Raw genomic sequence first — 12,293 nt, forward strand, 5'->3', positions numbered from 1 at the left:
AGGCTAACATGTGCGGGCGTCGACATCTTTTAAGCTTAGCTAAATAATTGGTTAAGAATAGTTGATTGAACTGACCGTCCGGGAATGCTGTTCTGACCGCAGAGTTTCGGAGGGGGAGCCATGGACAGCACAACAGTCAGGGGCGGATCAAATGTCAGCCTTGAGCGGCGCGCCTGGGCGATCCGGCGCAACGCGCTGCGAATGGGCGAGGTGCAGGGCCAGGGCTATATCGGTCAGGCGCTGGGTGTCGCGGACGTGCTGGCGGTGTCGTATTTTCACGCGCTGACCTACCGCGCCGCCGATCCGGAATGGGAGGGGCGCGATCGGTTCCTGCTGTCCATCGGGCATTACGCGATTGCGCTGTATGCTGCGATGATCGAGGCAGGGATCCTGCCCGAGGACGAGATCCCGACCTATGGCATGGATGACAGCCGGATGCCGATGTCCGGCATGGCGGCCTATACGCCGGGGATGGAGATCACCGGCGGCTCGTTGGGCCACGGGCTGGGGATCGCGGTCGGTATGGCGCTGGGACTGAAACGCAAGAACAACGCAGCCTTTGTCTACAACCTGTTGTCGGACGGCGAATTGGGCGAGGGATCGACATGGGAGGCGGTGATGTCAGCCGTGCAGTGGAAACTGGACAACCTGATTGCCATCGTCGATTTCAACAACCAACAGGCCGACGGGCCGACCCGCGACGCGCTGGCGCAGGTGCCTGAGGCGGGGCGCTGGCAAGCGTTTGGCTGGTTCGCGCAAGAGGTCGATGGCAACGATATGACGGCGGTGGTCGCGGCCTTTGATGCCGCCCGCAATCATGACGCCGCTCAGCCGCGCGTGATCATCTGCAACACCAAGATGTGCAACGGCATCCCATTTTTGGAAGATCGCGAGATCACGCATTTTGTACGGGTCGAGCCCGAGGAATGGGCAAGTGCATTGCGTATTTTAGAAGAGAAGAAGCCGCAATGAACCATCAACATTTGTCCCGCCGCGCGTCGAAATATACACCACGCCGCGCGCCCAAAGGTGAACGGCTGGCCACCTCGGCGATGATCGCGTCGTTGGATTCCGAAGGGCGCGACACCGTTGCGGCCCCCTTTGGTCATGCGCTGGTCGATCTGGCGAAAACCCGCGACGATATCGTCGGGTTGACGGCGGATCTGTCGAAATACACCGACCTGCATATCTTTGCCAAAGCGTACCCGGACCGGTTCTACCAGATGGGCATGGCCGAGGCGGTGATGATTTCGGCGGCCGCCGGTCTGGCGCGCGAAGGGTTCACGCCCTTTGCCACCACCTATGCGGTCTTTGCCGCGCGCCGGGCGTATGATTTCATCATCATGGCCATTGCTGAGGAAAATCTGCCGGTCAAGATCGTTTGCGCCTTACCGGGGCTGACTACGGGTTATGGCCCCAGTCATCAGGCGACCGAGGATCTGGCGATCATGCGCGGGATGCCGAACCTGACAATCATCGACCCCTGCGATGCGACCGAGATTGATCAGGCCACCCGTGCCATCGCCGATCATCCCAGCCCGGTTTACATGCGCCTGTTGCGCGGGCAGGTGCCAAACGTGTTGGGCGAATACGGCTATCAGTTCAAGCTGGGTCGTGCGCAAATTCTGCGCGATGGGCGGGATGTGCTGTTTGTGTCCAGCGGGTTCATGACGATGCGGGTGCTGGACGCGGCGGCCCGGTTGCAAAGGGATGGCGTCGATTGCGCTGTGCTGCACGTGCCGACGATCAAGCCGCTGGATGTGGAGACGATTGTGGCCGAAGCGTCCAAAGGTGGCAGGCTGGTTGTGGCGTCGGAAAACCACTCAGTCACCGGCGGTCTGGGCGAAGCGGTCGCGGCGACTTTGATGCGTGCAGGTGTGCATGTGCCGTTCCGCCAGATTGGCCTGCCGGATGCGTTTCTGGACGCTGGCGCCCTGCCGACCCTGCACGATCAATACGGAATCTCTGTCGATGCGGTCACCGCATCGGTGAAATCCTGGCTCTGAGGGAACGGACATGGAACTGCTGAGAGGCAAGACGGCAATCATCACCGGCGCGGCCAGCCCGCGCGGATTGGGCAAGGCAACGGCGATGCTGTTCGCGCAGCATGGCGCGCGGGTGGCAATTCTGGACCTTGACCCCGACGAGGCGGCAGAGGCGGCGGCAGATCTGCCGGGAACGGGGCACACCTCGGGCGTGTGTGACGTCACGGACAAGGCGGCCTGTGATGCTGTCACCGCCGATCTGGTCCAGACGCTGGGTCAGATTGACATTCTGGTGAACAACGCAGGCATCACCCAGCCGCTGAAGGTCATGGAGATTGCGCCCACGAACTATGATGCGGTGATGGACGTGAATCTGCGCGGCACACTTTACATGAGTCAGGCCGTGATCCCGCATATGCGAGGGCGCGGGCAAGGGGCGATCGTGAATATGTCCTCGGTCTCGGCGCAGCGGGGCGGCGGCATCTTTGGCGGGCCGCATTATTCGGCGGCCAAGGCAGGCATCCTTGGCCTGACCAAGGCGATGGCCCGCGAACTGGCACCCGATGGTGTGCGCTCAAATGCGATTTGTCCGGGCTTTATCGCCACCGATATCACCGCAGGCAAGCTGACTGATGAGATGCGCGCGCAGGTTCTTGCGGGCATTCCCATGGGGCGGGCGGGGACTGCGTTGGACGTGGCGGGGTGCTGCCTGTTCCTGGCGTCGGACCTGTCGGCATATGTCACGGGGGCCGAGGTCGACGTCAACGGCGGCTCGCTTATCCACTAACAGATTCAACGCGGTCAGTGGTCCGGGCGCCGATAAAGCTGGGTCTCGGGGTCGATGTCGCTGACGCAAAGCCCGTGCAGATCCAGCAACCGTGCGACTTCGGCCTCGTGCAGCGCGGCCTGATCTTTGGCCCAGTCCAGAAACAACCGCACGGGGCGACGTTTGACAAACCGAGCGGGACAGAGCGCCCAGTAGGCCGGGAACCGCAGCACAGGATGGGCTGGAGTGACCGGCACCAGATCGCCACTGGCCAGTTCCGCACTGGCCAGTGCCAGCGATTCAAGAACCACGCCAGCACCATCCAGCGCCAGTTGCAAGGCCATCGACGATCTGTCCATCAGGATCGTCTTTTTATTGGCACGGGACGCTATTCCATTGTGCCAAAACCAATAATCCCATTGGCATAGTGCTCGCGCGCTGTCGATAAGCCGCGCCCCTGCCAGCGGATCATCGCGGCGCAAACCTGCCAGGTAGTCGGGACTGGCCAATGGCAGCACATGATCCGCGACCAAAGGTTGCGAATACAGTCCTGACCATTGACCGGTGCCATAGCGCACGTCCAGATCCATGATCTCGCGATCAAAGTCGGTAGGGTCGGGGGCGGCGTCCACCCGCAGATCCCAATCCGGGTGCTGCGTCAGAAATTCCGACAACCGCGGCCCGAGCCAGCGCACCCCGAAACTGGGCGACACCCGCAGATTAAGCCGCCGTGCGGTGCGGGTCTGACCAAGGTTGGCCTGTGCATCCGTCAGCATCCGCAGAGCGGTGCCCGCCGTCTGGGCCAGCAACTCGCCCTCCAGCGTCAGGTTCAGCGCGCGACCGCTGCGGCGAAACAAGCGGACTCCCAGTTGTTGCTCCAGCAGCTTGATCTGTTGGCTGACGGCCGAAGGTGACACGGCCAATTCCTCGGCTGCGCGGGACAGGCTGCCGCGCCGGGCGACGGCCTCGAAATAGGGCAGTGCGTTCAGATTCGGGGCGCGCGCCATACCGGGGGCTAGGTCGGGCTGTCGTCGTCCGACCCGGAGGCTGACGCGATTTCCAGCGAGATCACCTCGAGAATGTCCTGAGCCAGCCGGTCCAGATGCACACCCAACGAATCCCGTAGCGCGAGGGGATTGCGTGCCCTGAGGGCCTGGGCAATCATCGAGTGGTGGTCGATGACCCGCTCGCGATTGCGGCGTTTGACAGCGGACAGGAACCGCGCACGCCAGAGTCGGGCCAAAAAGGTCTTGTGGATTTCAGCCAGCGGCGCGTTGTGCGAGGCGACAGCGATGGCGCTGTGAAAGCTCATGTCGGTTTCAAACAGATCAAGTGGATCGGCGGTTTCGAACCGTTCCGACATGTCTTCGACAATTGCGAGGATTGCCTCAATCTCGGCGTCGGTGGCGCGAATACAGGCAAGTTCACCAGACAGCTTTTCGACCGCCAAAAGCACCTCGACATCATCTGAGATTTGCCTGAGGGAAGGCATTGAAACGATTGGGCTTCTTGCCGGGCGCAGTTCGATCAGGCCCTCTTTGGACAGGATGCGGATTGCCTCGCGCAGGGGGGTGCGGCTGACGCCCAATTCTGCGGCGTTGTCGCGTTCCTTGACCGAGGCACCCGGAGGTAGTTTGCCGCGCAGGATGTCACGGCGCAACTGGGACGCAATCTGTTCGGCAAGGATCTTTTCAGTCATTCGATGGGGTCCGCCCCTGATTTGCCCCGAGACATCCGTGGCTGCGGGAATTTGGTATACCGAAATTCATTGATTGTCGAGAATCGAGTCGCTATCGTCTTTTGAGATGGTATACCATCTGTGTGAACGCCAGAGGAGGTGGCGTGGACATCAAAAAAAGGCGGTCACGATACCGTCAAGGGAGGAGTTAACCTATGAAACTAAAGGCACTTTTGACGTCTGCCGTAGCCGTTGCGGCTATTGCCGGACCGGCGCTGGCGCAGGACGTTACACTGCGAATCCAAACGCACTATGCCACCGAACACCCGACCGGCCAGTTGCTTGCTCAGTGGATCGACGACGTGCAGACAATGTCGGACGGAGCTATCGCGGTCGAGATGTTCTATTCGTCGTCCGTCGTCGCCACGACCGAGACATTCGACGCTGCAATCAACGGTATTCTGGACTGCGACGCTACGGGTGGCGCCTACCAGACTGGTAAGAACGCCGCCTTTCAGTTCGTTGGGGATATCATGGGCGGTTATGACACGCCTTGGCAGCAGTACAGCTGGCTCTATTACGGTGGCGGCTATGACGCGGCGCAGGAACTCTACAATGCGCAGGGTATGCAGCTGATCGGCTGGTCGATCTACGGTCAGGAATCGCTGTCTTCGTCCAAGCCGCTGGCCGGTTTTGCCGATCTCGACGGTTGGAAGTTCCGCTCGCCTCCGGGGATGGAGACCGAGATTTTCCAGGAACTGGGTGCGTCGCCCATCGTAATGGACTTTACCGAGATTTTTACCGCGCTGGAAACCGGCATCATCGACGGGGCTGACGCGTCCGGTCTGGCCAACAATGTCGGTTTGGGCATCTATGATATCGTCAAACATGCCACCTATCCCGGCTTTCATTCGATGCCGTCCGACCATCTGGCCTGCAACCAAAGCGTCTGGGAAGGTCTGACCGAAGGTCAGCGCCGGATCATCGACACCGCGTGGCAGAAACTGTCGTTCCAGGTGGCGCTGTCCAATGAAAAGGCCAATGCCGAAGCTGCAGCAGCGCTGCGCGAAGACGGTGTGAAGCTGTATAACTGGTCTGCCGAGGATCGCGCCGCCTTCCGCAAAGGCGCCCAGGTCGCGTGGGAAGACTGGGGCACACGCAGCCCCGAGGCCGCGGCCCTGCTGGAAAGCCACAAGACCTATCTGGGTCAGCTTGGCCTGCTGAATTGATCGACGACGTTCCAAATTGAACGTTTGATCACATCAGGCGGGCCCCCTTAGCGGGGCCCGCCCCATCAGCGGCGCGCGACCAGCGCGGGCGGAGGAGGCCTGACATGCAAACCAATTCCTTGTGGCTGGGACGCATGCGCGGCCCGATCAAAATGGCGATGATCGGCTTTATTGGCCTGACCGTTGTCATTTATCTGTGGTTGGTCGCGCAGGCCATCTTCAGTGCAGAACCTTATGGCATGTTCGAGATGATCCGCCCGGCGGGACGGCCGCTGGCGCAACTTATGCTGTTCAGTCTGAGCGGAGCGCTGTTGTTTGCCTCGCTGTTCCTGTCCGACACCAAGGGGGTGATCGAGACGCCGCCTGACGGTTTCTTTGATCTGGTGTCGGTGGTGATCGGGCGGCTGGCGATGATTTTGACTGCCTTTATCGTGATCGTGATGTTTTACGAGGTGGTGTCGCGCTACGTCTTTTCCAAACCCACCCTCTGGGCCAATGAGATGTCACTCTGGATTGCGGCTTTTGTGTTCCTGTTTGCCGGGCTTTACGCCATGCAGCAGCGCAGCCATATCCGGATCTACATTATTTACGACATGATGCCGCGCTGGGGGCAGAAGGTGTCGGATGCGGTGTCTGTCCTGCTGATCGTGTTTTTCACCTTTGCGTTGGTCTGGGGCGGGTACACAGATGCGATGAACCGCTGGATGCGGATGGAGACATTCGGCACCGCCTGGGATCCGCCGATTCCGGGCATCGTGAAACCGGCGCTGCTGATCATCATCGTGCTGGTCTGTATTCAGGCCGTGTCCAATCTGTTCGCCGATTGGAACAAGGCCCCCGAAAGCCATACGCCCGCAGACGAGATCGACGAAATCGAAATCGAGAACATCCGCCGCACGCTTGAGGAGAAGTGAGTCATGGTCGATATCGGCACACTTAGTCTGATCCTGCTGGCCGCGATGTTTGCCTTGTTGGCAATCGGGATGCCGCTGGGATTTGCCTCGGCGTTTCTGGCTGTGGTCACGCTGATGATGAAATTCGACCCTGGCCTGTTGTTCGGCGATTTCGGTCGCGGGCCGCTGTCGGTGCTGGGTCAGGCGGTCTATCGGCAGATGACAAATTATGTGCTGATCTCGGTGCCGCTGTTTATCTTTATGGCCGCGTTGCTCGAACGATCTGGGATCGCGCGCGACATGTATTCGTCGCTGAACGTCTGGATGAGCCGGATGCGTGGTGGTATCGCGTTTGTGACCTCGATCATGGCGGTGATCATGGCGGCAATGTCCGGCATCATCGGCGGAGAGGTGGTGCTGCTGGGACTGATCGCGCTGCCGCAGATGCTGCGGCTGGGGTATGACCGCAATCTGGCGATCGGGACGATCTGCGCCTCTGGGTCGCTGGGCACGATGATCCCGCCGTCGATTGTGCTGATCTTTTACGGGCTGGTGACGGAAACCTCGATCAAGGCGTTGTTCACGGCGTCCTTTCTGCCGGGCTTTATGCTGGCGTCGTTCTTTCTGATCTACATCGTGGTGCGCACGCAGATGAACCCGTCGCTCGCTCCGCTGCCGCCCGCCCAACCCGGAGAGCCGGAGGGCCGCGACAAGGGGCTGATGTTTCTTGGCTTCCTATCACGCTTTACCCTGTGGATCGCAGGAGTTCTGCTGGCGCGCGCGCTGTTCTTTACCGCCACTGGTGAGAACGTGGTGCGTGAGGGCGAGGACCCAATTCCGTTGGGCATGGTCAGCGATATTCCGTGGATCATCGGCACCTTTGTGCTGGCGTTGCTGCTGATCTTTGTCGTCGTCGGGCGCGCCCGCACTGCCAAAGGCTGGGAAATGGGCAAAGGGTTGATTGCGCCAACGGTTGTGATCGGTGTCGTTCTGGGTTCGATCTATGGCGGCATCACCGGCATCACCGAAGCCGCCGGTATGGGCGTGGTGGCGGTCTTTGTCATCGGGATGCTGCGGCGCGAGATGACATTCGACATTGTCTGGGACAGCCTGATCCGCACGCTGCGATCAACCGGAACCATCATCTGGGTCACGATCGGGGCGGCGGCGCTGGCGGCGGCGTATACGCTGGTCGGCGGGCCGACTTATGTCGCCAAGCTGATCGTGGGGGCGGAACTGCCGACCATGGGGATCATCCTGGTAATGATGCTGGTGTTCCTGATCATGGGGATGTTCATGGACTGGGTCGGCATCGTGCTGCTGATCATGCCGGTGTTCCTGCCCATCGTCGTGCGCCTGCCAGCCGAAGAGATTGGATTCCTCGGCCATGTCGATGCGCGCTATGTGCCGATCTGGTTCGGCGTGGTGTTCTGTATGAACATGCAGGTCAGTTTTTTGTCTCCACCATTCGGGCCAGCTGCGTTCTATCTGAAATCGGTCGCGCCGCCCGATATTTCGCTGACCGATATCTTTCGCGGCTTTCTGCCATTCATCGCATTGCAGCTGTTGGCGCTGTCGGTGCTGTTGATTTGGCCGCCTATCGTTACCCTGTTCTTGTGAGGGTGAGTGACGCAGGGCGGCAGGGCGTCGGACTAACTGGACGGACGACATGCCCGGCCCCGATGGCGGCGCGCCGTTGGATTTGATCAAAATTGGGAGTGTACGCATATGAAGCTGTCGCAGGATCAACGCACGCAGTTTGAAACCCAGGGCTATCTGGTGGTGCCGGATGTGCTGGCGGCGGATCGTCTGGCGCAGATCAAGGGCGAATATTCCGCGCTTCTGGATCGGCTTTATGCCGGGTGGCAGGCCGAGGGGCGTGTGCCCGCGTGCGACGGTGATTTCTATGAAAAGCTGTTGGTCAGCTACCGTGCGGGCTGTGACTGGTTCCAGCCGATGGATATTTCCCTGCCGGGGGATGAAATTGCCGCTGACTGTCCGTTTCACATCAGTCCAGCGGTGTTCGACATGGTGACAGATTCCAGCCTGCTGGATCTGGTCCAGGATCTGATCGGACCCGAGATTACGTCAAATCCGATCCAGCATGTTCGGCTGAAACCGCCGGCGATCACGCTGCGCGGAGAAGAAGCGCGGGCGCATATCATGGCCACCGACTGGCATCAGGATCGCGCTGTGGCCTTGGCAGAAGGTGACAATACGCAAATGGTGACGGTCTGGCTGGCAATATCGGATGCGACGCTGGACAATGGCTGCTTGCAGGTGATCCCCGGACGGCCGCAGATGTATCCGCACTGCCCCAAGCGGCAGACCGCGATTGCCGACGGCTGCCTTGACCTGAGTACGGCGACGCCGCTGCCGGTCAAGGCCGGGGGGGCGGTAATATTTCATCCGCTGACGCCGCACGCATCGCGCGACAATAGTTCGGATCAGTTTCGCTGGTCGTTCGACATCCGCTATAACGTCAGCGGGCAACCGACCGGCCGTAGCCATTTTCCGGAATTTATCGCACGTTCGGCCACGGCGCCGGAAACCGAATTGCGTGACTGGCGGGAATGGCACCGGATGTGGGAACAGACGCGCGCCGATCTGGCCAGCCGAACTCATATCCCGATACACCGCTGGTCCTCTGATGCACCGGCTTGCGCGTGATGGTGGCAATCTGCACATGTAACGCGGGCGGATGAGGTATCCGTCGCGTCACCGTTTCAGGTGCGCAAAGGTTCCTGCCGCTCGATGCCTGAATGGTATGCAGGCAATTTCCGCCTTGAATGCGGGGCTGAAAACCGTGCAGACAGGGCTCATGCCGCCCATGGTGGCATAAGGCCGAACAACCCGGCCCCACAAACTACAGGCGGACAATGTCCCATATCGTAGCCCCAAAAGAAGAGCGCATCGTCATGGGCCTGGCGGCAATGGCCGGTGGGGTGGTGTTCTTTACCATGATCGACACATCGGCCAAATGGCTGGTGACCGCTGGCATTCCGGTGATGCAGGTGGTTTTTGCCCGCTATCTGATGCATTTCCTGATGTCTGCGGCGATTTTCCTGCCGCGCGAGGGGCGCACAGCATGGCGCTCAAACGCGCCATTCAAACAGGTGCTGCGGTCGTTCTTTCTGTTTGGCAGCACCTTGCTGAATTTCCTCGCGCTGCGGTATCTGCCGATTACTGTCACAACCACAATCATGTTCGCCGGGCCCATTGTCGTGACGCTGCTGGCGATTCCGATTTTGGGGGAAAAGGTCGGACTCCATCGGCTCGTCGCGGTCTGCGTCGGCTTTCTGGGCGTGCTCTTTGTGATGCAGCCATGGGGGGCGGGGTTTCATCCGGCGATGTTCTTTAATCTCGGGGCGCTGTGTGTGGCGTCGATGTATTTTATCATGACGCGGATGCTGGCTGGTGTGGACAGCAACGCCACCAGCCAACTCTGGGCGTCGGGGCTTGCGACGATCTGCCTGTCTCCGCTGGCTATTCCGATTTGGGTTTGGCCGGACACGGCGGCCAGTTGGGCGTTTTTGCTTCTGATCGGGGTGTTTGGCGGCACCGGGCATATTCTGGCCACTGCGGCGCATCGGATGGCGGATGCGTCCATCCTGGCGCCGGTGGTCTACATCCAGATCTTTCTGGCGGCGGCGGCGGGCATTCTGGTGTTCGACACCTGGCCGACAATCTGGACATTGGGCGGCGGGCTGATCATCATCGCCGCCGGGATTTATATCTGGCATCGCGAACGATACCTCGGGATTGCCGCGGCGAAAGAGCCGAAAGGCCCGCCGGTCTAGGGCACGATCAGCGACGAATTCGCAGGATAAGTTCGGAACGCATCAATGGGGGGAGTGAGGCTTTGGGACGACTGACAGGCAAACGGGCGTTGGTGACGGCAGCGGGACAGGGGATCGGGCGGGCCAGCGCGCTGGCGATGGCGTCTGAGGGGGCGCAGGTTTTTGCTACCGATATCAACGCGGCGGCGCTGGACGATCTGATCGCGGACGGGATCGAGACCTTTGTGCTGGACGCCCGCGACACCGATAGTGTGAACTTAGGCATGGCCCGTGCCCAACCGGACGTGGTGTTCAACTGCGCCGGATTTGTCCACAACGGCACAATCCAGGAGGCGACGGACGACGATTGGGACTTTGCCTTTGACCTAAACGTGCGGTCAATGTTCCGCACCATCCGCGCCGCCCTGCCGGGTATGGTTGATCGGGGATCGGGGTCAATCGTCAACATGTCGTCGGTCTGCTCAAGCATCGTCGGGGCGCCAAACCGGTTTATCTATGGCACGACCAAAGCGGCGGTGATCGGGATGACGAAATCCGTGGCGATCGACTATGTCGCCAAGGGAATCCGCTGCAACTGCATCTGCCCCGGTACCGTCGAAAGCCCAAGCTGGCATGACCGGGTCAAGGCGCTGGGTGAACAGATCGGATCCTACGACGCGGCGATGCAGCAATTCGTATCACGTCAACCCATGGGCCGCGTCGCCAAAGCCGAGGAAGTTGCGGCGCTGGTGGTCTATCTTTCGGCCGACGAAAGCGGGTTCACAACCGGGCAGGCGCATGTGATCGACGGCGGCTGGTCCAGCTAGGGGCCGCGGCGCGGGTCCGACCTGTCAGGCTGTGGTTCCATCCGTGGCCCCGGGCAGCGTCGACAGGATCTGTTTGTCGAGCATCATGTGACTGCCCTTTTGCTCGTTCACGATCTGGGTGATCCGCAGATCGCCGGTCAGGCTGAGCAGCATGTAAATCTCGGCGCGTGACAGGGTGCAGCGGGTTTCCACCCAGTCGATCATCCGCCGGAGCGCATCCCGCGCGGCGTTGTCCAGATCGGCATCCATGCCCATCGTGATCAGATGTGTCGGGGTTTCGGCGCGGGGATAGGTCCAGCTCCGCCCCTTGTGCAGATGGAATTCAAAGCGCCCGATCAGCGCGGTTTCAATGGCCGTGACACAAACTTCGCCATCCCCCTGCAAGCCATGGCCGTCACCGCAGGAAAACAACGCCCCTTCGGTATGGACCGGCAGGTAAAGGGTCGATCCGGCAACCAGTTCTTTGTTGTCTAGATTGCCGCCATGCGCGCGCGGCTGAATCGAAGAAATCGCCCCCCATCCCGCCGGTGGGGCTACGCCCATCACGCCAAAGAACGGGCATAACGTCAGCTCGGTGCCCCAGGGCAGTCGCGCAGTACCGCGCGCGAGGTCCAGCGCGGTGTGAATCTGCATTCCGGTGTCAAAATCATCCGGCAGACCGCCCGCCAGTGGCCGCATAAAGGTATAGCCCCAATCCAGCCGGGGGCGAATATCCTGAATGCGGATTTCCAGCACGTCACCCGGCTGCGCCCCGCGCACATGCACCGGACCAGTCAGCATATGCCCCGGCAGTCGGCGCGGGGCGGACTGATGAATCGCGAGCAGTTCGGGCGGTACGGTGAATCCCTCTGGCGGCAGGTTGAGCGGGCCACCCGACAAGGACGAGATCACGACGGTATCGCCGCTGTCGATGGTCAGGATCGGGGGCATCCCGGCCTCGAACCAACCCCAATGTACCGTGTCCGGTCCGGCGTCGAGTTGATGTTCGGCCATGGTGTCCTCCGCAGTGGCGTTCGTTGCTGCAAACGTTAGGCGGCTGACGCTGCGGATGCCAGCGTTCTGTCAGACTGGATGCTGCGTAAACTGCGACGTTAGGGCTGTTGTTCACGGCGCCGGTGGCTGTTAGCCGATCCTGC

12 protein-coding genes are annotated in these 12,293 nt (G+C 60.8%); 9 read left to right on the top strand and 3 right to left on the bottom strand.

Annotation, left to right across the window (positions count from 1 at the left end):
• The first annotated feature begins 120 nt into the window (after nucleotides 1-120).
• Genes IMCC21224_RS07650 through IMCC21224_RS07660 form a run of 3 tightly spaced genes read left to right on the top strand, consistent with a single transcriptional unit; the run spans nucleotide 121 to nucleotide 2,772 of the window.
• Nucleotides 121-972 (top strand): transketolase, encoded by an 852-nt coding sequence (locus IMCC21224_RS07650; RefSeq protein WP_047994843.1) that lies wholly within the window; start codon nucleotides 121-123, stop codon nucleotides 970-972.
• Nucleotides 969-2,006, top strand: coding sequence for a transketolase family protein (locus IMCC21224_RS07655; RefSeq protein WP_082135159.1), 1,038 nt, complete (start codon nucleotides 969-971; stop codon nucleotides 2,004-2,006). The genes IMCC21224_RS07650 and IMCC21224_RS07655 overlap by 4 nt, the downstream gene beginning before the upstream one ends.
• Before the next feature lie 10 nt (nucleotides 2,007-2,016).
• A complete protein-coding gene (locus IMCC21224_RS07660; RefSeq protein ID WP_047994844.1) occupies nucleotides 2,017-2,772 on the top strand; it encodes an SDR family NAD(P)-dependent oxidoreductase in 756 nt (251 codons plus the stop codon).
• Between the two features lie 14 nt (nucleotides 2,773-2,786).
• Here the strand turns inward: IMCC21224_RS07660 and IMCC21224_RS07665 are convergent, their stop codons facing one another.
• Entirely contained in the window at nucleotides 2,787-3,758 is a 972-nt protein-coding gene (locus IMCC21224_RS07665) for a LysR substrate-binding domain-containing protein (protein WP_047994845.1), read from the bottom strand.
• Nucleotides 3,759-3,766: 8 nt separating this feature from the next.
• Nucleotides 3,767-4,450: a GntR family transcriptional regulator gene (locus IMCC21224_RS07670; RefSeq protein ID WP_047994846.1), complete on the bottom strand. Its 684-nt coding sequence runs from the start codon at nucleotides 4,448-4,450 to the stop codon at nucleotides 3,767-3,769.
• A gap of 194 nt (nucleotides 4,451-4,644) precedes the next feature.
• Between IMCC21224_RS07670 and IMCC21224_RS07675 the strand changes: the two genes are divergently transcribed.
• From IMCC21224_RS07675 to IMCC21224_RS07700, 6 genes are all read left to right on the top strand, one after another.
• Entirely contained in the window at nucleotides 4,645-5,658 is a 1,014-nt protein-coding gene (locus IMCC21224_RS07675; RefSeq protein WP_047994847.1) for a TRAP transporter substrate-binding protein, read from the top strand.
• A 104-nt stretch (nucleotides 5,659-5,762) separates the two neighbouring features.
• Nucleotides 5,763-6,572, top strand: a complete 810-nt coding sequence (locus IMCC21224_RS07680; RefSeq protein WP_047994848.1) for a TRAP transporter small permease subunit — start codon at nucleotides 5,763-5,765, stop codon at nucleotides 6,570-6,572.
• A 3-nt stretch (nucleotides 6,573-6,575) separates the two neighbouring features.
• Nucleotides 6,576-8,171 (top strand): TRAP transporter large permease subunit, encoded by a 1,596-nt coding sequence (locus IMCC21224_RS07685; protein ID WP_047994849.1) that lies wholly within the window; start codon nucleotides 6,576-6,578, stop codon nucleotides 8,169-8,171.
• Between the two features lie 108 nt (nucleotides 8,172-8,279).
• Nucleotides 8,280-9,221, top strand: coding sequence for a phytanoyl-CoA dioxygenase family protein (locus tag IMCC21224_RS07690; RefSeq protein WP_047994850.1), 942 nt, complete (start codon nucleotides 8,280-8,282; stop codon nucleotides 9,219-9,221).
• Nucleotides 9,222-9,430: 209 nt separating this feature from the next.
• Nucleotides 9,431-10,351, top strand: coding sequence for a DMT family transporter (locus IMCC21224_RS07695; protein WP_047994851.1), 921 nt, complete (start codon nucleotides 9,431-9,433; stop codon nucleotides 10,349-10,351).
• Between the two features lie 62 nt (nucleotides 10,352-10,413).
• Nucleotides 10,414-11,157 carry an SDR family oxidoreductase gene (locus tag IMCC21224_RS07700; protein WP_047994852.1) on the top strand — a complete coding sequence of 248 codons (744 nt, stop codon included), beginning with the start codon at nucleotides 10,414-10,416 and terminating at the stop codon, nucleotides 11,155-11,157.
• 24 nt (nucleotides 11,158-11,181) lie between these two features.
• Here IMCC21224_RS07700 and IMCC21224_RS07705 read toward each other — a convergent pair whose 3' ends face one another.
• Entirely contained in the window at nucleotides 11,182-12,150 is a 969-nt protein-coding gene (locus IMCC21224_RS07705) for an acetamidase/formamidase family protein (protein WP_047994853.1), read from the bottom strand.
• Between the last annotated feature and the right edge of the window lie 143 nt (nucleotides 12,151-12,293).

The sequence above is a fragment of the Puniceibacterium sp. IMCC21224 genome, from assembly GCF_001038505.1.
Classification (GTDB): Bacteria; Pseudomonadota; Alphaproteobacteria; order Rhodobacterales; family Rhodobacteraceae; genus Puniceibacterium.